Below are 24,746 nucleotides of genomic sequence, written 5' to 3'. Positions count from 1 at the left end.
GCCGAATTATGATGATTCGGCTTTTTTATTGTCCTTATTTTTATTAACAGAGTCTGGGGCAGGAGACATGCAAAAAATTGAACAAACGATATAATATGCTTTTTTAAAATCCTCCTTATTGTTATGTCATTGCTTTTGACCATTTGCGCCCTCCATTTTGTTGCACAGCTTAGTCCCGGCCCCGATATTTTATTAATTGCCAAAAGTTCAGCGTCAACTTCAAGGGCAAATACATTAAAAATTATTTTGGGTATTTCCGTGGGTATTGTGGTTTGGGTGGTATTAACGCTGCTAGGTTTTACTGTACTGATTGAACAGTTTCCATGGATACAACACATTTTAATGCTTGTTGGAGGATTGTTTTTGGCTCGTATGGGCTGGGCAATGTTAACTGGTGGTTTGAAACAGCGTAAGCAAAACTTAGCTCCTAAAGATGTAGACGTGACTGTATTAGATACGAAAAATTATTTTATGTTGGGGCTAATGACCAATTTAGCCAATCCTAAAACACTGATTTATTTTAGCAGTGTATTTTCTTTGGCTTTAAGTTCTGCCGCATCAGATCATTTAAAAACCCAGTTGGCGCTGATTATTCCAGTTCAGACTTTTATGGTGTTTACAGGGTTAATGCTGATTTTATCCATGCCTAAAATTAAACAGGCATATCAGCGCTCAGGCAGTTATATCGATATTATTTCAGGTGGACTGTTCCTGCTTTTTGCCCTTTGGTTGTGGTATGACGTGCTGGCAGTGCTTTAGTTTTGTTGTGTAGCGTCATCATTCATTTGAGTAGATGGGGGAGTAACCGTGGTTATTTCCTCATTTTTTTTGACTTGAGAGTAACGATTTGGTTTCAAGGTTGTTTCAGTATTTTCTGAACCTTTATAGCTGCGACTACGGTTTGCACGTTCGCGTAAACCTCCTTTTTTAATCAGTTGCATCATCATAAACTCTAAATTATTGCGTGTTATTTTAACGAAAAAGATAAAGAGAATGTGGGTTTTACAAGCTTAATCTTTAAATTTTGATGTACTTGATTGTGTTACAAACAATGTCATATCAGCTTATTATGCATTCATATTTTTTAATATAAATAAAGAGCTTATGTCGGAAATTTTGGGGTGTATTCTCAAAGGCTTTTTTAGCTATGGATAAACACTATTGTATCCATAAGCAGACTCACATACTATTTTATGGATATTGCACATCATCATAAAGCATGATGGAAATATAAAAACAAAAATGCGTAATGTAGGAGCATCCTTATGCTATATCAATACCATTGTGCTTGTTGTAATCGGGTTGTTGAATCAACTGATAAGGAATGTATAAATTGCGGTTCGCATAATATTAGAAGTCCGTATGGTTTCTGGATTTTTTGTATTTTAACCTGCTTAGCAGCAGTGATTGTCTTTAAAGTCGTTCATATTTATTTAAAGGATCATCAGGAAACACCAGTTCAAACTTCATTATTAACGGTTTTACAACAAGGTGAAAAAAATAAGCAATGAATATTTTTGCAACAAAAAAAGCCCACATGACGTGGGCTTTTTTATAACAAAATTACAGTCCAGCAGATGCTTTAAGCGCTTCCACTTTATCTGTTTTTTCCCAAGTAAATGCCGTATCTGAACCTTCACGGCCAAAGTGGCCATAGGCAGCAGTTTGCTTATACATCGGTTGAATCAAGTCTAACATGCGGGTAATCCCGTATGGACGTAAGTCAAAATGTTCACGAACCAATTGAATAATCAGTTCTTCAGACACTTTAGCTGTATTAAATGTATTGATTGAAATTGAAGTTGGCTCTGCTACACCAATAGCATAAGACACTTGAATTTCACATTTATCAGCAAGACCTGCTGCAACAATATTTTTTGCAACATAACGACCTGCATAAGCAGCAGAACGGTCCACTTTAGATGGATCTTTACCAGAGAAAGCACCGCCGCCATGACGCGCCATACCGCCGTAAGTATCGACAATAATTTTACGACCCGTTAAACCACAGTCACCTACAGGACCACCAATCACAAACATCCCCGTTGGGTTGATGTGGAATTTGGTGCCTGCATGGAACATTTCAGCAGGAATCACTTTTTTCACAATTTCTTCAATCACGGCTTCTTTTAAAGCTGCTTGAGTAATTTCAGGATCGTGTTGGGTTGACAATACAACCGCATCTAAACGAACAGGCATGCCATTTTCATAGGCAAAAGTCACCTGACTTTTAGCATCTGGACGTAACCAAGGTAAACGACCATTACGGCGTAGTTCAGCTTGTTTTTCCATTAAGCGATGTGCATAAGAAATAGGAGCAGGCATTAAAACGTCAGTTTCGCGGCTTGCATAACCAAACATTAAGCCTTGATCGCCAGCACCTTGATCTTCAGGTTTTTGACGGTCAACACCCTGAGCAATTTCAGGAGATTGTTTACCAATCATATTGATAACAGCACAGGTTGTACCATCAAAACCGAGGTCAGAATGATGATAGCCAATACCATTTACGGTTTGACGTACAATCGCTTCAAAGTCAACATTTGCTGTTGTTGTGATTTCACCCGCAAGTACTACAGCACCTGTTTTGACAAGCGTTTCACAAGCAACCCGTGCAAATGGGTCTTCTGTTAAGATTGCATCCAAAATAGCATCACTGATTTGGTCAGCCATTTTATCTGGATGACCTTCGCTTACAGATTCCGAGGTAAATACAGCGTACTCGCGCATAAGTCCTATCACAGTTAATTCAAAAGACGCAATATGTTACATCGAGTTAGACTTTTGGACCAGTTCCATACGACCAAAATGACTGAAATTATTTCAATTTCACGACTTTTTAATTGATATGAGCATCTAAAAAATTGATAAGCAGACAAAGTTGAACTTTTAACGAAGGGTTTTTGTATATAAATATGGAGATAAAATCCATCGTTTATAGGGCTGAAAAAGATAATATAATCAAAAAAAAGTATGTTTTAAAATATTAAATGGTTTTGTTTTTTAATTAATAATTATATATATCAATATTTTAATTTGGTTTTAGTGTGGCGTTTAATTTTTTCTAGAGAAGAACAAGGTCACCATAATGACGTGAATCGAGACGAAGCCTCAATTTCTCCTGATGAAATTGTTCAACTTATTTTGACTAAAGTGAATTTTATTCAATTTTTAAACTTTTTTCAGATTTATTGATCAATCATCCGATTTTAAGCAGTATCAACATGTCAAATGAAGTGAGATTATTCATTTCACAGCGCAAGTATTCAAATTATGCTTTAAATAAACAAGGAAACTTCTGATTATTAAAATCTCAGCTATTGAGTCTTAAATGGAATAAATCAGTGTATTTTAGATGGTCTTATCAGTAAAACTGATGTGAAAATAAGTGATACAGGTATTAAAACATGAACTGTTAAGAATAAATGTTGAAATGTTGGCTATTAGGCTTTACCCCTTACTGTTTTTTTAAGACAATACGCACAGCTTTGAATTTTCCTATTCATCATCATCTTTAAACGATTTAGTTGGACTCTGACCTATGACAACCCCGCTTAACGAACGCCGTATTGCAAACGCAATTCGTGTATTGGCAATGGATGCTGTGCAAAAAGCAAATTCAGGACATCCAGGTGCTCCAATGGGGATGGCAGATATCGCTGATGTGGTATGGCGTGACTTTTTAAATCATAATCCAACCAATCCACAATGGCCGAACCGTGACCGTTTTGTACTGTCGAATGGTCATGGTTCTATGTTGCAGTATGCGTTATTGCATCTAACAGGTTATGCACTTTCAATTGACGATTTGAAATCATTTCGTCAATTGCATTCAAAAACTCCGGGTCATCCAGAATTAGGTTATGCACCAGGTATTGAAACCACAACTGGTCCTTTAGGTCAGGGTATTGCCAATGCAGTTGGTTTTGCACTGGCTGAGAAAACACTAGCAGCTCAATTTAACAAAGATGACTTATCGGTTGTAGACCATTTCACTTACTGTTTCTTGGGTGATGGTTGTTTAATGGAAGGTGTTTCTCATGAAGCATGTTCATTGGCAGGGACTTTAGGTCTAGGCAAACTTGTTGCTTACTATGATGACAACGGCATTTCAATTGATGGCGAAGTAGAAGGTTGGTTCTCTGACGATACAGAACAACGTTTCTTGGCTTACGGTTGGCAAGTACTTAAAGTTGACGGTCATGATGCTGAAGCATTACGTGCTGCAACTTTGGAAGCAAAAGCTGAAACTGGTAAACCAACACTGATCATCTGTCAAACGATTATTGGTTTAGGTTCACCAAATAAACAAGGTAAAGAAGATTGCCACGGCGCGCCTTTAGGTAATGACGAAATCGCATTAACGCGTCAAGCTTTAGGCTGGACTGAAGAAGCATTTGTTATTCCTGCTGATATTTATGCAGCGTGGGATGCAAAAGACAAAGGTGCTAAATCTGAAGCTGCTTGGAATGAAACTTTTGCTGCTTATGCTGCAAAATATCCAACAGAAGCTGCTGAACTTAAACGCCGTGTAAGTGGTGATTTACCTGCTGATTTCGTTGCTCAAGCCGATGCTTATATTGCTGAAGTAAATGCAAAAGCTGAAACCATTGCAACACGTAAAGCCAGCCAAAACGCACTTCAAGCTTTTGGTCCATTACTTCCTGAAATTTTAGGTGGTTCTGCTGACCTTGCTGGTTCAAACTTAACGTTGTGGAAAGGTTGTGTAGGCGTACAAGATAATCCAGCGGGTAACTACGTACATTATGGTGTACGTGAGTTCGGTATGACTGCGATTGCCAATGGTGTTGCACTTCACGGTGGTTTCATTCCTTACGTTGCAACATTCTTAATGTTCATGGAATATGCACGTAATGCAGTCCGTATGTCTGCCTTAATGAAACAACGTGTAATTCATGTATATACTCATGATTCAATTGGTTTAGGTGAAGATGGTCCTACACATCAACCTGTAGAACAAATTGCATCTTTACGTGGCACACCAAACTTAAATACATGGCGTCCATGTGACACTGTAGAAGCTTCTATTTCTTGGAAATCTGCATTGTTACGTTCAGAAGGTCCTACAGCGCTAATTTTCTCTCGTCAAAACTTGCCATTCCAAGCACGTACTCAAGTTCAAATTGAGAACGTGGCAAAAGGTGGTTATGTATTGGCTGAAGAAAAAGGCGAATTGAAAGCAATTATTATTGCAACAGGTTCTGAAGTTTCATTGGCAATGGAAGCATATGCACAACTTGATGGTGTACGTGTAGTGTCTATGCCTTGTGCAGAAGAATTTGTGAAGCAGGATGCGGCTTACCGTGAAGCCGTTCTTCCTGCAAACATCCGTGCACGTGTTGCTGTTGAAGCTGCACATGTGGATTACTGGTGGAAATTTGTAGGTCTTGATGGTCGTGTAATTGGTATGACCACATATGGCGAATCTGCACCTGCAAAAGACTTGTACCAACACTTTGGTATCACCACTGATGCGGTTGTTGCAGCGGTAAAAGAAATTACAGCTTAATCGAAAAAAATTTAGCTTGTTAAAAACGCTCCAATTGGAGCGTTTTTATTGAGATGAATTTTTAACGATATTGTTCTAGTAGTTTGTACCAATAAGTATATAGTGATGCCATTCATTGAGTATTCATTTTGAGATGGCATTTATTCAGCATAAGTGAGGAAAATATGAGCCTTTATAACCAGATTAATGACGAAATTACCATAATGGATGCTGGCGAGCAGAAGTGGATTGGTCAAGACATTCCACTTGAGTCTATGATGGCAGTTGTGTTGATGTTGAAAGACTTAGATGAAGAGAAAGTCATTAAAGTTCGTCGACAAAATCATGAAAAACATACGGGTCTTAAGCAGATTGATCGTGTGTTGGTTGAGAAGTTATAAAAGATTAAGCATCTTTAAAAAAGCCCCTAAAGGGGCTTTTATTATTTCAGACAGTGCATTTTCTACGTTGTTAATTCAGTCTGAATCTGAATATTTGAAGTCAATAATTTGTGAACAGGACAATTTTCAGCGACTTTCAATAATCGTTTATGTTGATCTTCAGTGAAATCGCCTTTTAGGGTAATTTTACGCACAATATTGTTTTGGCCTGCTTCTTGTTCTGCATTTGGATTTAAAGCCAAATCGACCTGTACATGTTCGAGTTTAATATTTTTGTGATCTGCATACATTTGTAACGTGACTGTTGTGCAAGCGCCTAAAGCCGAAAGTAAAAGTTGTATGGGGTTTGGTGCGCTATCTTGTCCACCTTTTTCTGTTGGTTCATCGACATACCAGAGATGACCTGATGGATCTGTGAGTGTAACGCGATAGGGTGTGGTGGTACTTTGAGCTAGTGCACTATGGATCATTAGAATTACAGCTGCTTTTTTGAAAGAGATATTGTTATACAATCCTTTATATCGTGTTAAGACTGTTTGTTTTTTGTATTCAATCATTTTTAAATGCTGAATAAAAGATTAAAAATAAGGCTGCTATATCTGTTAGAGCATAAATAACAAAATATATTTATGATTATCAATATTTTATGAGCATTTTGTTTTAAATCTTTAAGCTAAATAAAGGGATTGTTCTATTCTTGCAACATATCGTTTTATCTATATCAGTGAATTAAGATGGGAAACGTATACACTAACAATCATTCTGAAGCGAGATAAAAACACATGAATTTTAAAGCAATAACTTTAGGTTTGGCCGTAGCATCCGTTGCAACTTTGTCGTTGGCAAAACCAGTTGCATATCAAATTGATCCAACCCATACAGCAACTGTATTTTCTTGGAATCATTTTGGCTTTTCTACACCATCTGCAAACTTTAGCGACATTCAAGGTACAATTAACGTCGATAATGCAAAACCTGCAAATTCATCTGTTAATGTGACTATTCCTTTATCGAGTTTAAATACGAATGTAAAAGCATTGGATGAGCATTTGCAGAAAGCAGATTTCTTTGATGCTGCAAAATATCCAAATATCACTTTTAAAAGTACCAAGGTTCAGGCTGTAGGCAAGAACAAATACAAAATCACAGGTAACCTTACAGTGAAAGATGTGACTAAGCCCGTTGTGCTAGATGCTGTATTGAATAAGCAAGGCGTGCATCCAATGACCAAAGCTGAGTCTATTGGCTTTAATGCTACCACTTCATTTAATCGTTCTGCATTTGGTGTAGGTGCATATGTACCGAATGTCGGTGATAAAATTACGGTAAATATCACCACTGAAGCGTCAGTTAAAAATAAATAAGGATTACAGAACCATTTGCAGTAATTTTGCTGCAAGTGGTTTTATCAGTGATAGTAGGTTGTTTTTAATTTTCACTAGAATCAGAAAAAATCTACATCAAGCGATAAAGCTTCCCAAGCCTATTCATCATGACGCACTACCGTCACTTATTCTCGGCAAAGATACTTAACTACTCGTGACACATCAAAAGAGTGTGAATAATCAGCTGCATTAACATGATTAGACTGAAGAACTGCTCATGCTCAAGAGAAAAATAAATTAAGCCAAATTGTCCATTTAGCATATTATGCCAAAATATCATCAAGAAAAAGGTCGGTATTTAAAATCAGGTTATGTAGCAAAGAAAATGTCAGAAAACTTAAATTAAATATTTAGTATATTTTATATTTTTCAATAATTTATCATAAAATTATTTTTTATTTAAAAGCAAGCTACTTGGTCTTACCATATAACAAAAAGTAAGCATAAGGTATATACTTAAAGGCACTGTTAGAATCTTATGTGAGCAAAAAAAATGCCTCAAAATTTTGTAATTCGATTCGCTAGTGTTCTTTCGCTAGTTTTAATATTGGCTGCACTTGTTATTCATTTTTTATTTTCAGGGGAAACAACCGTTGTATTGTGGATCTTCACCTTCCCAATTATTCTTGCAATTCCTATTTTGACCTCGGTGTTATTGGCTAAAGATCAGGAATTGGGCGTTTCTGTACATAAATAAAAGTTTAAAATGATATCAGCTTCAATTTAAGCTGATTAAGTTGAATGGCACCCTTTGAATTGGACATTTTTAGTCTTATTTGAAGGGTGCTTTTTTTAACAAGATGAATACTTTAATCACGATTTAAAATGAGATAACAGCCAAAGCTAATAAAAATTCCACCAGTGAATCCGTCAATCCATTTACTTAAACGCTGGTAGGCAGCATTCATTTTATGCCATGAAAATAAATAAGCGACTAAGGCAAACCAAATTAAGCTTTCAAGCCAGATTAAGGCAAGTAATGAGCTTTGTGTGGTTAAAGGCATGTCTGCATTAATGGCCAAGGAAAAAACACTACTAAAATAGACCAATGCTTTAGGATTCGCCATATTGGTGAAAAAGCCTTGTAATAATAAAGTGATCTTGGATTTTGGTATAGCGGTTGAAAGTTGTTGTACTGATGCTTGTTTATTGAAAGCTGATTTAAATAATTGTATGCCCAGATAGAACAGGTAGAGTCCACCTAAAATCACCAGTGCTTGTTGTAACCATGCGATTTTTTGGAACAGGAAGTGTAAGCCACTGATGGCACAAATAGCCCAGACTAAAATGCTTAAGGAGATACCTAAGGCTGCAAACATCGCATGTGATCTGGATTGACGAATGGCGCTTTGACTAACAAAGAAAAAATCTGGCCCCGGACTTAGCAGGGCAAAGAAATGAATAAGGGCAATACCAAGAAAAAGTGTCATCGTATGGTCTTATCGTGTGAGATGACACTTTTATAAAGATGAATACAGGAATTGTACAGTTTATTTTGCTTAAAGTTGCATGAGATACTGTTGAATAATTTTCCCTGAAACTTGTTCTAGTGCAGAGGCATACTGTTGGTTATCTGCCCGAAGCGCTGTGATGTCGATATTGGCGTGTCGTAATTCACAAGTATGACCAATTAACCATTTTTCTAAGCTGTCGGCAGCAACTTCTAAATGGAATTGTAATGCGAGAATATGCTTACCAAGAGTAAATGCCTGATTGGGGTACAGATCAGAACTGGCTAATAAAGTTGCGTTTTCAGGTAAATCAAAAGTATCGCCGTGCCAATGCAGTACAGGCGTATCTATTAAAGTAGAAAGCAAATTGTTCTTTGCATTTGAAATATTCAGTGTACTCCAACCAATTTCCTTTTGATGTCCTGCGTAGACTTTGGCACCTAAGGCATGTGCAATGAGTTGAGCACCTAAACAGATTCCAATTGTAGGCAAGTTCTGCTTTAAACGCTCTTTAAGTAAGTCTATTTCTTTTTGTAGGAAAGGATAGTCATTCGACTCATAAACCCCAATTGGCCCACCTAAAATAATCGTTAAGCCTTTATGCCCAAATGCTTGAGTTAAGTCATCTACCCCAGCTTCAAAATAACGTACCCGATAGCCTAATTGATAAAAGACATCTTCAAGCGCGCCTAAATCTTCAAAGGCAAGGTGTTGAATGGCATAAATGATGTCTGGAAAGTCTGGAGATGTTATTGTCATGTGATTATTCAAAAGATTGAGAATAATAGAAATCTAACTTGAATAAAGAGAAAAAAGAAGATTTTAATGTAAATAGTTTGATGAATATTTGCAGTTACCAATTCGAGCTTAGACACAGTCGCTCATTTTGTTTAGGATCAAAATAAACATATCTTTGAGGATGAGGGTCATAAAAGGAAAAAAGCGAACCGAAGTTCGCTTTTTGATGCTTTATACAAATAGTTTTAGAAGAAACCCATTGCCTTCGTTGAATAACTTACCAGTAAGTTCTTGGTTTGTTGGTAATGATCGAGCATCATTTTATGATTTTCACGACCAATCCCTGATTTTTTATAACCACCAAATGCCGCATGAGCAGGGTAAATATGGTAGCAGTTTGTCCATACACGACCCGCTTCAATCGCCCGACCAGCACGGTAAGCCGTATGGGTAGAACGTGACCAAACACCAGCCCCTAAACCATAAATGGTGTCATTGGCAATTTTAATCGCTTCATCATAATCTTTGAAGGTTGCTACAGAAAGTACAGGACCAAAAATTTCTTCTTGGAAGATTTTCATGCTGTTATCGCCTTTAAAGATGGTCGGTTCAATATAGAAACCTTGACCCACTTCCTGACGGTCACCACCACCTGTAAGCACTTGAGCGCCTTCAGCACGACCTGTTGCGATACACCCTAAAATTTTCTCTTGTTGCTCTAGAGAAGCCTGAGCACCAATCATGGTATCGGTATCAAGTGGGTGTCCAGTCTTAATGCGTTTTACACGTTCAACTGCCATTTCAAGGAATTTATCGGCAATGCTTTCTTGAACCAGTGCACGTGAAGGGCAAGTACAAACTTCACCTTGGTTTAAGGCAAACATTGCAAAACCTTCGAGTGCTTTGTCTAGGAACTCGTCATCTTTATCCATAATATCTTCAAAGAAGATGTTTGGAGATTTACCACCCAATTCAAGCGTTACAGGAATAATGTTTTCAGTCGCATATTGCATAATTTGCTGACCAACAGCTGTTGAACCAGTAAATGCAATTTTAGCAATACGCGGATTGGTTGCCAGAGGGCGACCTACTTCAACACCGTAACCGTTCACAATATTCAACACGCCAGCAGGGAGTAAATCTTGAATGAGTTCGACCAAAACAAGAATACTGGCAGGTGTTTGTTCAGCAGGTTTTAAAACAATACAGTTACCCGCAGCCAATGCTGGTGCAAGCTTCCAAGTCGCCATTAAAATAGGGAAGTTCCACGGGATAATTTGCCCGACAACACCTAAAGGCTCATGAAAATGGTAAGCAATGGTATCTTCATCAATTTCTGAAATACCACCTTCTTGCGCACGAATACAGCCAGCAAAGTAGCGGAAATGGTCAATGGCTAAAGGAATATCAGCAGCTAAGGTTTCACGTACAGGTTTACCATTATCCCAAGTTTCAGCAACAGCCAAAAGCTCCAAATTGGCTTCTAAACGGTCTGCAATTTTTAACAGCATATTAGAACGTGTGGTAGCAGAAGACTTGCCCCATTGTGCTTTGGCGTTATGTGCAGCATCAAGTGCAAGTTCAATATCTTCAACACTTGAACGTGGAATTTTAGTGAATACTTTACCGTCGACAGGAGAGATGTTGTCAAAGTATTCACCTTTCACTGGTGCTACCCATTGTCCACCAATAAAGTTTTCATATTGGGCTTTAAATTGAACTTTTGAACCAGATTGATTAGGATCGACGTAACGCATATGTATCTTCCTTTGCTTATTTTAGTGTTTAAAGCTGCATCTACAGCTTTGGTATAAGGTACTTTTGCACATTATTTGATTAGCATACTCTGAACAAGGTTGGAGAAAGGTTGGATACAAGAAGGTTTACAATCTTTTTCATTGATCATAAAAGAATAGGTATTACAGTGGATGTAAATCATGAATTGTTGAGAGAATAAGGAATGATGACAAAACAGAATTTAACGCAAAAAAGACAGAAGATTGATCAGTTTAGACAAAGTAGCAGTCTGTCTCCATTGCATGCCGAACAGTTGGGAGAAAGTATAGTCAGTTCTTGGCAACGCTCTACATCTGCCGAAATCCCCAAAGACCGTTCAGCTGCACCATTGGTTCATTTACAAAAAGAAACTTATCCCACTGCTTTGGAACATGCACTGCGACATTGCGCCCAAGATTTAAAGCATATTGCGGAACAATCCTCAATGGTGCTGGCGGTTGGGGATATCGGTAGTACCATCATTTGGACGGCTTCAAGCCCACAAATGCAAAGTGCAGCAGAGAGTGTACATTTTATTGAAGGCGGGCAATGGCGCGAAGAGTTGGTAGGCACCAATGCTTTGGCTTTGTCGTTAAAAACCCAGCAATCTAGCTGTGTATTTTCCAATGAACATTTTATGTCGTCCATACATGATTGGGTCTGTTATGCTGCCCCGATTATTGATCCCTATTCGAAACAAGTGTTAGGCGTGATTGATTTATCAACGCTATGGCAAAAGCATAATAGTTTGGGCTTACTTGCAGCAGAGCGTTGCGCATCGATTATTCAATCCGCTTTAATGGAGCATCAAAAACAGCAATTGTTTATTCGTGCTTTTTCCGTGCCACAAATATTGTTCAATGGCAAAATTTTGGTGCTGACACCGCGTCAAATTGAAATTTTAACGATTTTAGCGTTATGCCCTCAAGGTCTAAGTTTAGATACCCTACATCAAGCTTTGTATGGCGAAAGAAAAGTAAGTATGGGCACTTTAAAGGCAGAAATGTCACAATTACGCGATATTTTAGGTGGCATGCTGGGTTCTAGACCTTATCGTTTACTGGCCCATGTAGAAGCTGATTTTTTACTTACAGAACAATCCTTAGATGCAGGCTATATCGATTCTGCTTTAAAACTATGTACGGGCGTGTTCTTAGCAAAAACGGAAAGTCCTTTTTTATGTGCATGGCGTGATTGCTTAGAGTCACGTTTAAGTAATGCTATTTTTAAAGCCAATGAAACCGATGTCCTACTGAAACATGTGGCTCGTTTTCCAGAAGCGATTGATGCCGTAGAGCGTTTAATTGAACTGATGCCAAAAACGCATCCTGTGCATCAAACCTTACTGAAATATAAAGATGATTAATCCTTAAAAGGATAAACCAAATTTACAGACCTTTTTGTTTTAGCCACTCAAAGAGTTGTTGATAGACATTTTCGCGTACAGATTTTTCAGATAAAACCAAGTCATGTAAGCCATTGTGTATTTTACTGATGGTGACATCACCTTTAATTTTTTTGGCATATTTTTCAATGTGTTTTACATTTAAAATCACATCACTGGTTTGAGCATCTTTATGCCATTTTTTCGGGTTTTTGGTTTGATGTGAATGCATCACCAAAGCAGGTACATTCAGCTTGATGCCCTGATGGATTTCTTTTTGTGCTTCAAAAATTGCCCGTACAAAACTCAGCCGAACCATCGGGTAAGAGGCTTGCTTCCATTCCAGATTAAAGTCCCATTCACCATGCATGCTTTTGTGTAAACTTGCTCCATACCATTTATTCAGTTCACTTGGAAATTTTAAATCGGGACAAATTTTACCCACGCGACTTAAATTTGGAACTCCCAATTTTTTCTTGATCGGGTGCATATTGAAGTCGTAAAAGGGGCTGTTAAGCCATAGTGCTTTAATGAGTGGATGATCAGGATGATGTGCCGCATATAAAGTTGTGGTTAATCCACCAGTAGAATGTCCACACAGCAGTACAGCATCGTGTCTTTCTGCACCAATGATATCGAGTGCTTCAGTGATTTCAGCATTATATTCAGCAATGTCACGTACGTTATAGTATTTTTGATGGGGCAGATGAGAACGACCATATTTGCGTAAGTCGAGTGCATAGAAGTCGAAACCATGTTGGTTAAATTGTTCCGCCATTTCAGTTTGAAAAAAGTAATCAATAAAGCCATGAATATATAAAACGGCTTTTGAGGTGGCTTGTTCGGCTTTTTTACGAACTAAGGTTGCAGTGACTTGCCCTTCATAATCATCAGGGAAATTTAAGGTGGCTTGTTCGTAACCTGAACCCAGTACATCAGGTTGATAAAGTGGTTCGGTAATTTGTTTTGTCATTATTCTGCTCAGTTGGAATTATGGATTTTCTATTATCCTTCATGATGAGCTTGAATTTGTCAAATGGAAATAAGATGAAAAAACAACCTATATTCTTACTCTTTGGTAAAGAGGGAATATAGGTTGTTCAATAGCTAAGTCAAATAGGGAGAGAAAACTTACACCGCTGCTTTAAAAATATCGACCACTGGAGCATTTGCCTTTAACGCTGCTTTAAAGATACTGACCACTTGAGCATGTGTTGCTTTGCGTGGGTTGGTTAACATGCAGGCATCTTTTTGTGCATTTTCAGACATCACACTCAGATCTTGCTCTTTCACGCCCAGTTCCGACAAACTTGAAGGAATACCAATTGATGCTGATAATTCACGAATTGCGTCGATGGCTGCATAAGCTGCTTCTGTTACAGTCAGCCCAGCAGTATTTACACCCATTAATTGTGCAATTTTGGCATAACGATCAGGACAAGCAATGAGGTTAAATTCACAGACATGCGGAAGTAAAATGGCATTACATACACCGTGAGGCAGATTGTAGAAACCACCCAATTGGTGTGCCATAGCATGTACATAACCTAAAGATGCATTGTTGAATGCCATACCAGCCAGATATTGTGCATAGCTCATTGCATCACGTGCTTCAAGGTTTTCACCATTGGCAACAGCAGGGCTTAGCCATTCACTAATCATGGTAATGGCTTTTTCAGCACAAGCATCGGTAATTGGCGTTGCAGCAGTGGATACATAAGCTTCAACCGCATGAGTCAGCGCATCCATACCTGTTGCTGCTGTCAGTGCTGCTGGTTTTGCAACCATGAGCTTAGGATCATCAATTGCAATAAGCGGGGTACAACGCCAATCGACAATTGCCATTTTTACATGGGTGTCAGTATTGGTGATAATACAGAAACGTGTCATTTCTGAAGCTGTACCTGCCGTAGTATTGATGGCAATAAGCGGTGTCATTGCAACTGTACTTTTATCAATGCCTTCGTAGTCACGGATATGACCACCACCCGCAGTCACTAAGCCAATACCTTTGGCACAGTCATGCGATGAACCCCCACCTAAAGACACAATAAAGTCACAACCTTGTTCATTATAAGCTTGAACACCATTGTGTACGTTAATATCCGTTGGGTTAGGTTCTGCGCCTGGGAAGATGTGGTAGTCAACGCCTGCTTCTTTTAGGTAGGCAGCAATGGTGTCCGCAACCCCAAATTTGAACAGACCTGCATCTGTAACAATGAGCGCTTTTTTTGCACCTAAATTTTGTGCTTTAGCACCAATTTCTTTGGCACAACCTGGACCAAAAAGAGAAACACAAGGAATATAAAAACCGTTCGTTTGATCTGCAATATTTTTAAAAGCCATGGTGCGATTCCTTCTACCATTCATTATGTTATCGGTGACCCTCACCGTTAATTGAGTATCAAATGAACAGAGAAATAATCCTACCTACCAAACACCTACCATTAAAAAATATTGATTGTAAATGTATTTTTGAATGATAACTCAATCAGAAAATAGAGCTTTATTAGACTTGTAGGAATATGAAAATTGTTATTCATTAGCATAATTTTTATTGATTTAAAGTGTGATCAATATGCCAAGCGAATGAAAAACAAATCACATCATGCTTTGAGTCCATGATCGAAAATCATAAATTTATCATGACTGTTTTAAAAGCCTACTTTCTTTTTATGTTATTCTTAGAGCAACTCAATTTCGATTAAAATGAGTGATTAAAAAAATGAAAGACTGGAATTATTTATAAAGGATAAAAATTTTAGCGTGATTGATGATTTAAAAAATCATTGCTTTAAAGATAATAGAAAATTTGAAGATGTAATATAAGTAGCGACATTTTTTAATGAATTGACCATAATTCGTAGAATAAATAATATTACATAGGTCTGATTTTTATATTAAATTAGTAAGGGGTAGGTATGGACGTTGCACATAATAAAGATGCAATATTATTGTATGGAATACATAAAGTTTTACTCAATGAATGGGATCCTTTAGGAATTGGTCGCAATCCTTCAATGCGAGATGAGTATGAAGATTATTTGCCCAAAATTTTTAAAATGATTCGCGATCATTCAAGTGAGTCTGAAATTTTTGAATATTTATGGTGGGTAGAACATAAAGTCATGGAACAAAAAGGCAATAAGCAACATACCTTACGTATTGCGAGTTTACTTAAAAAATTGTAAATGAAATATAAATGCATATTTATCTTAGATTAAGTCGGCAGTTTTTTGCATTAATCATGCATGTTTTAAGCTAAAAAATATTATATCCAACATACGAATATTAATTTTTTGAATAAAATGAAGCCTATTCACTTGATGTTTTTTAATTAAATCTCACCATTGATTCCTCTTAAACAGTGTTAAAAAATACATATGTATTGATAATAAAAACCGGTGCATTCACACTGATACCAGTCAGTTAAGAATTTTTTAATCCTCCTCAATCCTCCTTTTTCAAAGGAGGGAGTATTTTAAATTCATGATGTTATTCGATACGCGTAAACGTCATCATCAACTGTTCGAGGCATGAGGTGTATACACCGCAAGATTGAAACAGTAAGGTTTCTGCGATTAATTGATCAATAAAAGGTATTTGACGAGTTTTGCGGTGAGAATGGTTCTAAATAATTTATTTAAAACTATTCGTAAGATACTTTTCTTACAAACTCAAAATATATTTTGAGGATTCTCATTTTGGCAAATGAGAAAAATTGTTTCGCAAGGAACAAACGAGCTCCCAAAATTTGATTTAACACGATAAGACTCCGTCGTGAATAACTAAAAAGCTAAGGAGTTAATTGTAAAACCCCTTAACTGATCAGCATTAGTGCATTCACACCGGTTTTAATGTTTAAAATTTCTTTTCTAGACTGATTAAAACACTTGGAATTGCTTGATTGATTCGTGATTCATACAGACTACCATCAGTTTGATAGGTTAAGCGTTCTTTATAATCGGTACTTAAAATATTCCGTGCATTCAGTGTAGTCGCCCAACCACCAGTAAAGCGTTTGGTGATACTGATATCCATATTTACCCGTTCATTGCTGGTGCGATCATAGGGTTGATTATCTAAAGCACGGGTGAATTCAGGCACATAGTTCAAATTGACACTGGTTGCAAGCTGCCAAGGCTGATAGTTGTAGGATAAGCCTGCACTTGCAGTATATGGCGCAACATCACTGACTAAGCGTTGTTGATGGTTTTCATCCTCAACTTTGGCGCGTACAGTAGAGAGTTGTCCATTCAACATGAATGAATTTCCCCGTTTTGTTTGTTTTAAGGCATAGCGACCCGAAATTTCAACGCCATACGTGGTGGCATTATCTTGGTTCTGTGGACGCTCTACAAAACGTGAACCTTCCTGACGAATGACTTTTTCGATGTAGTCTTCAATTTCACGTTGATATGCCGTGATATTGATACCACCTGATGGCGTGTTGTAGCCTAAAGTCGATTCAAATGCAGTAATTTTTTCAGGACGTAAATTAGGATTTCCACCACGATCTGGGTTGTTGAGGCTACCCGCATCGCTATCGGTAGAAACCGAAACGGTGGGTAATAAACGATCTGTTTTAGGGCTCAAGAAGGCTTGGCTAATATTGGTTTGTAACGACCATGTATCATTAAAGTCAAAACGGTGCGCCAAGACAGGGCTTAAGTGATGATCACTATATTCAACTAAGCCTGAACGGTTGATCCATTCTTGACGAGCACCCAAAGTTACAGTTTGGCGGTCAGTAAACTTCCAACTGCCTTCAACATACAGCGCGTAGAGTTGTTCATCTAAACTTTGACTCACATTGCTATCGAGTTCATTGGCACGTGCATCTAGACCAAATTTAAGTTGGCGAGTTTCATTGAATTTTCGAACACCGTCATAGCCAATACTGTATTCATTGATGCGTTCATCGGTATAGCTGTTCAATAGGGACGATTGAGTCGATTCAGTTTCATTTTGTTGTTCAACGGATAGACGAAGCTTATCTGAATTGCCTTGGTCTTTACGCTCGTAACGTGTGTTTAAACGGATACTGTCATTTTGATCATTTTGAACTTGGTCAGCACGGACACCCTCACTTTCATTGTTGCGATAGAATAATTCAGCAACTAATTTTTGTTGATCGTCTAATTCATATTCAAGGCGTGGTGACAACATTTGCGACTTGCGCTGCGTAATCCGTTTTTGTTCACGTGTCTGAGTGCTGGTTTGGGTCTGGGTGATCGAGGTGTTGTCATTCCACATTTGATTGGCAGAAAGGCTATATAACCATGGACTATCACGGCCATCGAGTTGCACACTAATATTTTTACGTTCTTCTTCTTTTTGATCTGATTTTGCCAAACCATATCCGACACGGGCATTACCGCTTAGGCGTGTATTATCAAGTGGTTGTTTTAAAATAATATTAATGACTGCCGAAGATGCGACAGAGGCTTGAGCCACACTCGGTTGTTTGGTAATTTCAATTCGTTCAATCATGTCGGGTGTTAAGCTATCAACAATCGACATTCCGCCACGTGGACCCCCTTGAACCGCTTCACCATTAATTAAAAATACTGGCGCACCGCCCCCCCGAAAACGCATACCTGAAGCACCGCCGCCACCGCGTGGACCTTGTCCAGGTGTTGGCATTTGGAAACCCGCTGCACGACGTAAAGCATCATTAACGGATTGATCACCAAATTGCAGCATTTCCTCACGTGTGACAATGGTTTTTGCCACCGCACTAATGTCAGGATCTTTCGCTGTATTGGGTGTGGCTGCAAATTTTAACGTTGCCAAAGTTTGTACGGACTGGGCTTGAGTGGGCGCACTGTTTGTTGTCGTTGTAGTGGTAATGCTGTCAGCAGCCCATGTTGGGGACATAAAGGTGAATAATGCACAACTTAATGCACTTAATTTCCAACGCGCTTGTATGCGTTTCATTATTCGATGTTCCGTATGTAATTTTGCGTAAGATAACGTACAAATGTGAAGAAAATTTGAGGAAAATAGAGAAACTAAAGATAAAACGTAATTTTTATGGGTAAATATGCTCACAATGAATCATTTAACCTCAGTACGTTGTGGTGATGAATCGTACTAAGGCAATGCTAAAATTTTAAGCTTGAAAAGATAAAATACAGTTTTGGCTCATTTTTTCGAGATCTGTTTCACTGATAATCAGTTTGTCCCATTTCACCATTTGCTGAATCAGCCATTTAAAATCTTCAATTTTGGGCTGCGGTGATTCATCGACAAAATTACGGATAATATTTTGAATAGAATGGAATTTTTGTACATGAACGGTGTTAGAACATTGGAATTGAACAATGTTGAAGTCCATTAGCATTTGCCAAACCTCAGTATAGTCATCTAAATATTTCAGTTCTTGTTGTGCTTTTTGAATGGCTTGGGTTAAAGCGCGGTGTGTATGGGGATGCTGTAAAGCCCAATCAACGGTGACGGCCAAAACTTTATCTGCAACTTTAGGCATAATGTCTTGGCTCGATGCCACAATTTGGCTGACACCGAATAACTCACCTTGCGTATTCCAAGGTTCACCTACACAGAAACCGTCAATCACATGATTGCTTAAAGCCTCAACCATATAGGGAGGGGGAAGTGTGACCAATTTGATGTTTTGTGCAACATCAAAATCGATCAGTGCTAACCATTCTCTTAAACAATAATGATGAATCGACTGTTTAAACACATGTGCCAATTGAATGGGTTTTTGTTCCAGTATGGCTGTGACTATTTTTTGTGCCGATTCTTGCATGTTATCTTGTGTTGTAATATTGAGGTCAAAGCATAATTTTTGACTCAAGCTAATAAATGCACGATTTTGGCTTAAAACTAAAGCGGTTTGTAAGGGAATACCGAGTTGGTCTTCACCCAAAGCTGCGGCAGGAAGCATGGCAGATAGACAATGTGCCGCATCTAAAAAGCCAAACGCCAACCGATCTCTTAAACTTGCCCAAGAGGCTTCCTTGACGAGCGATACATCTAAGCCAACTTCATCAAAAAAACCACGCTGCTTTGCCCAAAGAATGGCAACACAATCGAGCAGAGGAATGTAGCCGATTTGGATTTGAGTTTTTTCTAAATCTGTCATGGCCTAGTCCTTTAATTGGTTCTGTAACAATTCTTGAGCATCTAATAAACGCCGTGCCATTTCGCCCATCGTCATGCGATGACTCATGGCATTTTTTCGCAGTAGTTGAAAGGCTTGATCTTCAGTTAAGGTATGCAATTGCATGAGTAAAACTTTGGCTTTTTCTACATCTTTACGATTTGCCAGTTTATTTTTGGTGTCTTCTAAATCACCTAGTAATTTTTTATGTTTTTTAAATTGTTCAATCGAAATTTCTAAAATGCTTTCTAGTTTGGTTGGGTCAATCCCATCCACAATATACGCAGTAACACCTGCATTGATGGCACTTTTGATGGTGTCTTTATGGCTGTTTTTGGTAAATAGCACCGTGGGTAAATCAAATTGGCTGACGCAACTTTCTATAATGTCGCGGTGAGGGTGATCCATATCCAATAAAATGACATCGGCATGCAATTGTTCTAAACGGAACATATTTAAATGATCGATTGTGAGACAGGCGACCACATCGAAATGATGTTCGATCAGGGATGCTTTTATATAATTGGCACGTTCTTGATTGTCATCAATGAGTGCGATTTTGAGTTTTGGCATATTGGTCAAATATCATCAGGTAAAACCTGAAAGAAAAGTTATTCATAATATAAAGCAATTAAAATGCCAAAGTTATGAAACTTATATTAATTCAATAAAAATCATACATAAAACCAGTGTGTAATCTAATAGCGCACTGTCTTGATGCAAAAATGCGCTACAAGGAAGCACAATGGCAAGCTTTGTTCTTCGATCTGTTGTCATTCAGATGAAGAGTTGAACAACCGGTTGGGGATGAAAAATGATTAATTAAATATAAAAATTAATAAAAAACATCATTTTAAAGTATTTTTAAATATGTTGGCATAGTCATTGCATAATCTCTTGTGAGTCAAAGAAGACTCTAAAAATTTGTAAGACGGCCAACGATGTCCGTTCTGATCGAATCTGGTATGCAGCAATCCGCATAGCAGATAAACCAATACGTTCAGTTCAGGAAGGAGAAGGCTATGTCTTCAAATTTAAATGCTAAAAAAGCAACAAAAATAAATCTTTTTAACTTCAGTAGCGCAGCAATGAGAGCCTTCCATATGAGTTGGCTCGCTTTTTTTGTCTGCTTCTTTGCATGGTTTGCCTGTGCACCACTGATGCCTGTCATTGCTGGTGAGTTCCATTTAACCAAAGACCAAATTGCGAACATTAATATTGCCGCCGTTGCAATTACCATTTTAGTTCGTCTGGTTGTTGGACCGTTGTGTGATAAATATGGTCCACGCAAAACTTATACGGCTTTACTGATTATCGGCAGTATTCCAGTCTTTGGGGTAGCATCTGCCAACAGTTATGAATCCTTTTTATTCTTCCGCTTACTGATTGGTGCGATTGGTGCCAGCTTTGTAATTACTCAATATCACACCAGTATTATGTTTGCACCCAATGTAGTGGGAACGGCCAATGCTGCATCAGCGGGTTGGGGAAATGCAGGGGGTGGTGCAACACAAGCATTGATGCCGTTAATGCTTGCAGCCTTGGTGATGTTCGGTGTTGAACAAGCGATGGGTTGGAGAATTGCGCTGATTGTACCGGGTGTGATGATGCTGATTGTGGGTGCAATGTATTGGAAATACACCCAAGACTGTCCACAAGGCAACTTTAAAGAACTGCGTGCACAAGGCATTCAAGTTGGTAGCGATAAAAAAGGCGGTATGGCAATTCTCATGCACGCTGCACGTAACTACCGCGTTTGGATTTTATTTGGTGCTTATGCTGCATGTTTCGGTATTGAAATTTTTATTCATAACATCGTGGCGATGTACTACGTTGATCATTTTAGCTTTGGCTTAAAAGAGGCAGGCTTAGCCGCAGGGATCTTTGGTTTGTTGGCACTGTTTGCCCGTGCTTTAGGTGGAATTATCTCAGACAAGGTTGCGACTAAAAAAGGTCTAGATGGTCGTACCAAAGTACTGTTTGGCATGATCCTGATGGAAGGTTTGTTCTTAATCTTATTCTCACAAATGAATACCGCAGTTCTGGCAATTCTGGTCATGACCGTATTCGCACTCTTTACCCATATGGCATGTGGTGCAACGTATGCACTGGTTCCATTCATTGACCGTGATGCCTTAGGTGGTGTTGCAGGCATCATTGGGGCGGGTGGTAACGTGGGTGCAGTTGCAGCAGGTTTCTTACTCAAAGGTATGCTCGATATTCAAACTTGTCTTATGTTCTTGGGCGGCTTGGTGGTGATTGCAGCGAGTTTTGTTCTGATGATCCGTTTCTCGGTAGAACATAAAGAAAAAGAGCAAAAGTTGTTTGAAGCTGCGGTGCTTGAACGTAACAGTATGGCTGAAGCTCAACAATAAGCTAAAAAGTTAAAAAGGAATTGAGGAGAAAGTATATGAAATTGGTAATGATTGGTCATGGCATGGTGGGGCACAAATTCATTGAATCTGTATTGGAACATGCAGGGGATGAAGTTGAAATTACCATCTTAGCGGAAGAACCTCGTTTAGCGTATGATCGTGTACATTTAACTGAATACTTCTCAGGAAAATCAGCTAAAGATCTCACCCTTTGCCGTTCAGACTTTGCGGATGCTTATGGAATTGATCTACGCTTAAATACCAAAGCAACTGAAGTTGATACTTTAAATAAAACAATTACCACCAATCATGGTGATGTGATTGGTTATGACAAATTGGTATTGGCGACAGGTTCATATGCTTTTGTTCCTCCAATTCCGGGTAATGAGCGTGAAAACTGTTTTGTCTATCGCACCATTGAAGACTTAGATGCCATTCGTGCTGCAAGCTTAAATGCAAAAACAGGTGTGGTGATTGGTGGTGGTTTACTGGGTCTTGAAGCTGCAAAAGCGTTACGTGATTTAAATCTTGAAACTCATGTGGTGGAATTTGCACCCCGTTTAATGGCCGTTCAAATTGATGATTTGGGCGGTAAGGTTTTACGCGCAAAAATTGAAAATTTAGGCGTAAAAGTTCATACCCAAAAAGCGACACAATGTATTGAAGCGGGGAGCAATACCACGCATGTGATGAAGTTTGGCGATGGCTCTGAACTTGAAACCGATATTGTCTTGTTCTCTGCGGGTATTCGCCCACGTGATGAATTAGCGCGTCAAAGTGGACTCGCGATTGGTGAGCGTGGCGGAATCGTGATTAATGATTACTGCCAAACGTCAAATACAGACATTTATGCGATTGGTGAATGTGCGCTTTGGCAAAATAAAATTTATGGTTTAGTGGCACCGGGCTATGACATGGCTCGTATTGCTGCAAAACATGTCATGGATCAGAGCTGTAACGAGTTTACAGGTGCGGATATGAGCACCAAACTTAAACTCATGGGTGTTGATGTTGCATCGGTCGGTGATGCACATGCCATGACGCCAAATGCACTGAGCTATTTTTATGCAGATGAAGCTGCCATGGTCTATAAAAAGATTGTGGTCAATAGCGAAAAAACCAAGTTGTTGGGTGCTGTTTTGGTCGGCTGTGCCAAAGAATATAACGACTTATTGCAAATTATGTTGAATGGGTTGGCTGTTCCAGAACAACCAGAAAGCTTGATTATGCCAGGCTTTGAACAATCTTCAGCAAAATCGGGTGGTAGTGGTGTCGACTTATTGCCAGATAGCGCAACCATTTGTTCATGTAATAACGTCTCTAAAGCAGATATCTGCCAAGCGATCAATGAGGGTTCAACATCGCTCGGTGCCTTAAAAAAATGTACCAAAGCTGCAACAGCGTGTGGCGGTTGTGCACCTTTAGTGACACAAGTGTTGAAGTCTGAATTACAACGTCAAGGCGTAACCGTCAACAACCATTTATGTGAACACTTTGCCTATTCACGCCAAGAGCTGTATCACTTGGTTCGTATCAATGAAATTAAAACCTTTGATGATTTGATTGGGCAGCATGGTCATGGTTTAGGCTGTGATATCTGTAAACCAACTGTGGCGAATATTTTAGCCTCTTGTTGGAATGATTTTGTACTCAAACCAAGTCATGCTGGATTGCAAGACAGTAATGATTATTATCTGGGTAACATTCAAAAAGATGGTTCTTACTCTATCGTGCCACGTATTGCAGGAGGTGAAATTACCCCTGAAGGTTTAATCACCATTGGTCAGGTCGCAAAAGATTATGGTTTATATACCAAAATCACGGGTGGGCAACGAATTGACTTATTTGGCGCACAAGTCCATCAATTGCCTGAAATTTGGGAAAAATTGATTAATGCTGGTTTTGAATCGGGGCATGCTTACGGTAAATCTTTACGTACCGTTAAATCGTGTGTCGGTAGCACGTGGTGCCGTTACGGTGTCGATGATTCAATGGGTTTAGCCATTTTTCTAGAAAATCGCTACAAGGGTTTACGTTCTCCACACAAACTCAAAATGGCGGTCTCTGGTTGTACCCGTGAGTGTGCCGAAGCGCAAAGCAAAGATGTTGGTGTTATTGCCACTGAAAAAGGCTGGAATCTGTATGTTTGCGGTAATGGTGGGATGAAACCACGTCATGCTGAACTGCTGGCTTCAGACCTTGATACTGAAACTTTAATTCGCTATATCGACCGATTCTATATGTTCTATATCCAAACAGCAGATCGTTTGCAACGTACTTCGGTATGGCGCGACAATCTCGAAGGTGGTTTAGATTATCTTAAAGCCGTGGTGGTTGAAGATTCTTTAGGACTTGCGACTGAATTAGAACGCCGTATGGATCATGTCGTCGGAACTTATCAAGACGAATGGCGTACTGCGATTGAAGATCCTGAAGTGCGTAAACGTTTTAAAACCTTTATTAATGCAAAAGCTGAACAACAGAATGATCCGCATATTCAGTTTGCTGCTGAACGTGGGCAAATTCGCCCAAAAACCACAGTGGAACGTGATCCAAGCCGTATTCCTGTAGTAGAAGCTTAAGCATTTGTGATTAAAG

General features: G+C 38.7%; 21 protein-coding genes. 10 read left to right on the top strand and 11 right to left on the bottom strand.

Annotated features, from left to right (window positions below; all coding sequences use genetic code 11):
• Positions 1-123: 123 nt before the first annotated feature.
• Positions 124-759 (top strand): LysE family transporter, encoded by a 636-nt coding sequence (locus tag B9T24_RS01035; protein ID WP_086164105.1) that lies wholly within the window; start codon positions 124-126, stop codon positions 757-759.
• Here the strand turns inward: B9T24_RS01035 and B9T24_RS01030 are convergent.
• Positions 756-944, bottom strand: coding sequence for a hypothetical protein (locus tag B9T24_RS01030; RefSeq protein WP_086164104.1), 189 nt, complete (start codon positions 942-944; stop codon positions 756-758). The genes B9T24_RS01035 and B9T24_RS01030 overlap by 4 nt on opposite strands.
• 321 nt (positions 945-1,265) lie before the next feature.
• Between B9T24_RS01030 and B9T24_RS01025 the strand changes: the two genes are divergently transcribed.
• Entirely contained in the window at positions 1,266-1,511 is a 246-nt protein-coding gene (locus B9T24_RS01025) for a hypothetical protein (protein WP_086164103.1), read from the top strand.
• 52 nt (positions 1,512-1,563) lie between these two features.
• Here the strand turns inward: B9T24_RS01025 and metK are convergent, their stop codons facing one another.
• Complete coding sequence (gene metK / locus B9T24_RS01020; protein WP_004651638.1) at positions 1,564-2,730, bottom strand: methionine adenosyltransferase; 1,167 nt, start codon at positions 2,728-2,730, stop codon at positions 1,564-1,566.
• An 811-nt stretch (positions 2,731-3,541) separates the two neighbouring features.
• On the opposite strand from metK, the gene tkt reads away from it, so the two are divergent.
• On the top strand, positions 3,542-5,530 hold the full coding sequence (tkt, locus tag B9T24_RS01015; protein WP_086164102.1) for a transketolase: 1,989 nt from the start codon (positions 3,542-3,544) through the stop codon (positions 5,528-5,530).
• A gap of 164 nt (positions 5,531-5,694) precedes the next feature.
• Positions 5,695-5,910 (top strand): hypothetical protein, encoded by a 216-nt coding sequence (locus B9T24_RS01010; RefSeq protein WP_086164101.1) that lies wholly within the window; start codon positions 5,695-5,697, stop codon positions 5,908-5,910.
• 62 nt (positions 5,911-5,972) lie between these two features.
• Here the strand turns inward: B9T24_RS01010 and B9T24_RS01005 are convergent, their stop codons facing one another.
• Positions 5,973-6,380, bottom strand: a complete 408-nt coding sequence (locus B9T24_RS01005; protein ID WP_086164561.1) for an OsmC family protein — start codon at positions 6,378-6,380, stop codon at positions 5,973-5,975.
• 312 nt (positions 6,381-6,692) lie between these two features.
• On the opposite strand from B9T24_RS01005, the gene B9T24_RS01000 reads away from it, so the two are divergent.
• Together B9T24_RS01000 and B9T24_RS00995 are read left to right on the top strand one after the other, a co-directional pair.
• A complete protein-coding gene (locus B9T24_RS01000; RefSeq protein WP_086164100.1) occupies positions 6,693-7,274 on the top strand; it encodes a YceI family protein in 582 nt (193 codons plus the stop codon).
• A 514-nt stretch (positions 7,275-7,788) separates the two neighbouring features.
• Positions 7,789-7,992: a hypothetical protein gene (locus B9T24_RS00995; protein WP_086164099.1), complete on the top strand. Its 204-nt coding sequence runs from the start codon at positions 7,789-7,791 to the stop codon at positions 7,990-7,992.
• Between the two features lie 112 nt (positions 7,993-8,104).
• Here B9T24_RS00995 and B9T24_RS00990 read toward each other — a convergent pair whose 3' ends face one another.
• The 3 genes from B9T24_RS00990 to B9T24_RS00980 all read right to left on the bottom strand — a co-directional run bounded on the left by B9T24_RS00990 (position 8,105) and on the right by B9T24_RS00980 (position 11,241).
• Entirely contained in the window at positions 8,105-8,725 is a 621-nt protein-coding gene (locus B9T24_RS00990) for a LysE family transporter (RefSeq protein WP_086164098.1), read from the bottom strand.
• A gap of 69 nt (positions 8,726-8,794) precedes the next feature.
• Entirely contained in the window at positions 8,795-9,505 is a 711-nt protein-coding gene (locus B9T24_RS00985; protein ID WP_086164097.1) for a glutamine amidotransferase, read from the bottom strand.
• Positions 9,506-9,729: 224 nt separating this feature from the next.
• Entirely contained in the window at positions 9,730-11,241 is a 1,512-nt protein-coding gene (locus B9T24_RS00980; protein ID WP_086164096.1) for an aldehyde dehydrogenase family protein, read from the bottom strand.
• A 203-nt stretch (positions 11,242-11,444) separates the two neighbouring features.
• Between B9T24_RS00980 and B9T24_RS00975 the strand changes: the two genes are divergently transcribed.
• Positions 11,445-12,626: a transcriptional regulator gene (locus tag B9T24_RS00975; RefSeq protein WP_086164095.1), complete on the top strand. Its 1,182-nt coding sequence runs from the start codon at positions 11,445-11,447 to the stop codon at positions 12,624-12,626.
• A 22-nt stretch (positions 12,627-12,648) separates the two neighbouring features.
• On the opposite strand, the gene B9T24_RS00970 is transcribed toward B9T24_RS00975, so the two are convergent.
• Together B9T24_RS00970 and mdh are read right to left on the bottom strand one after the other, a co-directional pair.
• On the bottom strand, positions 12,649-13,617 hold the full coding sequence (locus B9T24_RS00970) for an alpha/beta hydrolase (RefSeq protein WP_086164094.1): 969 nt from the start codon (positions 13,615-13,617) through the stop codon (positions 12,649-12,651).
• Between the two features lie 158 nt (positions 13,618-13,775).
• Positions 13,776-14,990 (bottom strand): iron-dependent methanol dehydrogenase, encoded by a 1,215-nt coding sequence (gene mdh, locus B9T24_RS00965; protein WP_086164093.1) that lies wholly within the window; start codon positions 14,988-14,990, stop codon positions 13,776-13,778.
• A gap of 575 nt (positions 14,991-15,565) precedes the next feature.
• Between mdh and B9T24_RS00960 the strand changes: the two genes are divergently transcribed.
• Positions 15,566-15,835, top strand: coding sequence for a hypothetical protein (locus B9T24_RS00960; protein ID WP_086164092.1), 270 nt, complete (start codon positions 15,566-15,568; stop codon positions 15,833-15,835).
• A gap of 670 nt (positions 15,836-16,505) precedes the next feature.
• Here B9T24_RS00960 and B9T24_RS00955 read toward each other — a convergent pair.
• The 3 genes from B9T24_RS00955 to B9T24_RS00945 all read right to left on the bottom strand — a co-directional run bounded on the left by B9T24_RS00955 (position 16,506) and on the right by B9T24_RS00945 (position 20,346).
• On the bottom strand, positions 16,506-18,584 hold the full coding sequence (locus B9T24_RS00955; RefSeq protein WP_086164091.1) for a TonB-dependent receptor plug domain-containing protein: 2,079 nt from the start codon (positions 18,582-18,584) through the stop codon (positions 16,506-16,508).
• A 175-nt stretch (positions 18,585-18,759) separates the two neighbouring features.
• Complete coding sequence (locus B9T24_RS00950) at positions 18,760-19,755, bottom strand: ABC transporter substrate-binding protein (RefSeq protein WP_086164090.1); 996 nt, start codon at positions 19,753-19,755, stop codon at positions 18,760-18,762.
• Between the two features lie 3 nt (positions 19,756-19,758).
• Complete coding sequence (locus B9T24_RS00945; protein ID WP_086164089.1) at positions 19,759-20,346, bottom strand: ANTAR domain-containing response regulator; 588 nt, start codon at positions 20,344-20,346, stop codon at positions 19,759-19,761.
• A 449-nt stretch (positions 20,347-20,795) separates the two neighbouring features.
• Between B9T24_RS00945 and B9T24_RS00940 the strand changes: the two genes are divergently transcribed.
• Both B9T24_RS00940 and nirB read left to right on the top strand, forming a co-directional pair.
• Entirely contained in the window at positions 20,796-22,148 is a 1,353-nt protein-coding gene (locus B9T24_RS00940) for an MFS transporter (protein WP_086164088.1), read from the top strand.
• A 35-nt stretch (positions 22,149-22,183) separates the two neighbouring features.
• Positions 22,184-24,730, top strand: coding sequence for a nitrite reductase large subunit NirB (gene nirB, locus B9T24_RS00935; RefSeq protein WP_086164087.1), 2,547 nt, complete (start codon positions 22,184-22,186; stop codon positions 24,728-24,730).
• Positions 24,731-24,746: the final 16 nt, after the last annotated feature.

The organism is Acinetobacter sp. ANC 4654, from assembly GCF_002135425.1.
In the GTDB taxonomy this organism is placed as follows: Bacteria; Pseudomonadota; Gammaproteobacteria; order Pseudomonadales; family Moraxellaceae; genus Acinetobacter; species Acinetobacter kyonggiensis.
The sequence above is the reverse complement of the archived record's forward strand: the minus strand, read 5'-3'. Positions and strand labels throughout refer to the sequence as shown.

What these genes read in the sequence shown, in the direction of transcription:
- B9T24_RS01005 (WP_086164561.1), bottom strand. Translation starts at nt 6,380, where the DNA reads ATGATCCATAGTGCACTAGCTCAAAGTACCACCACACCCTATCGCGTT.
- mdh (WP_086164093.1), bottom strand. Translation starts at nt 14,990, where the DNA reads ATGGCTTTTAAAAATATTGCAGATCAAACGAACGGTTTTTATATTCCT.
- B9T24_RS00995 (WP_086164099.1), top strand. Translation starts at nt 7,789, where the DNA reads ATGCCTCAAAATTTTGTAATTCGATTCGCTAGTGTTCTTTCGCTAGTT.
- B9T24_RS00955 (WP_086164091.1), bottom strand. Translation starts at nt 18,584, where the DNA reads ATGAAACGCATACAAGCGCGTTGGAAATTAAGTGCATTAAGTTGTGCA.
- B9T24_RS00985 (WP_086164097.1), bottom strand. Translation starts at nt 9,505, where the DNA reads ATGACAATAACATCTCCAGACTTTCCAGACATCATTTATGCCATTCAA.
- B9T24_RS00990 (WP_086164098.1), bottom strand. Translation starts at nt 8,725, where the DNA reads ATGACACTTTTTCTTGGTATTGCCCTTATTCATTTCTTTGCCCTGCTA.
- B9T24_RS00980 (WP_086164096.1), bottom strand. Translation starts at nt 11,241, where the DNA reads ATGCGTTACGTCGATCCTAATCAATCTGGTTCAAAAGTTCAATTTAAA.
- nirB (WP_086164087.1), top strand. Translation starts at nt 22,184, where the DNA reads ATGAAATTGGTAATGATTGGTCATGGCATGGTGGGGCACAAATTCATT.
- B9T24_RS00975 (WP_086164095.1), top strand. Translation starts at nt 11,445, where the DNA reads ATGATGACAAAACAGAATTTAACGCAAAAAAGACAGAAGATTGATCAG.
- B9T24_RS01000 (WP_086164100.1), top strand. Translation starts at nt 6,693, where the DNA reads ATGAATTTTAAAGCAATAACTTTAGGTTTGGCCGTAGCATCCGTTGCA.
- B9T24_RS01025 (WP_086164103.1), top strand. Translation starts at nt 1,266, where the DNA reads ATGCTATATCAATACCATTGTGCTTGTTGTAATCGGGTTGTTGAATCA.
- B9T24_RS00960 (WP_086164092.1), top strand. Translation starts at nt 15,566, where the DNA reads ATGGACGTTGCACATAATAAAGATGCAATATTATTGTATGGAATACAT.
- B9T24_RS01035 (WP_086164105.1), top strand. Translation starts at nt 124, where the DNA reads ATGTCATTGCTTTTGACCATTTGCGCCCTCCATTTTGTTGCACAGCTT.
- B9T24_RS00970 (WP_086164094.1), bottom strand. Translation starts at nt 13,617, where the DNA reads ATGACAAAACAAATTACCGAACCACTTTATCAACCTGATGTACTGGGT.
- B9T24_RS01030 (WP_086164104.1), bottom strand. Translation starts at nt 944, where the DNA reads ATGATGCAACTGATTAAAAAAGGAGGTTTACGCGAACGTGCAAACCGT.
- B9T24_RS00940 (WP_086164088.1), top strand. Translation starts at nt 20,796, where the DNA reads ATGTCTTCAAATTTAAATGCTAAAAAAGCAACAAAAATAAATCTTTTT.
- B9T24_RS01010 (WP_086164101.1), top strand. Translation starts at nt 5,695, where the DNA reads ATGAGCCTTTATAACCAGATTAATGACGAAATTACCATAATGGATGCT.
- metK (WP_004651638.1), bottom strand. Translation starts at nt 2,730, where the DNA reads ATGCGCGAGTACGCTGTATTTACCTCGGAATCTGTAAGCGAAGGTCAT.
- tkt (WP_086164102.1), top strand. Translation starts at nt 3,542, where the DNA reads ATGACAACCCCGCTTAACGAACGCCGTATTGCAAACGCAATTCGTGTA.
- B9T24_RS00950 (WP_086164090.1), bottom strand. Translation starts at nt 19,755, where the DNA reads ATGACAGATTTAGAAAAAACTCAAATCCAAATCGGCTACATTCCTCTG.
- B9T24_RS00945 (WP_086164089.1), bottom strand. Translation starts at nt 20,346, where the DNA reads ATGCCAAAACTCAAAATCGCACTCATTGATGACAATCAAGAACGTGCC.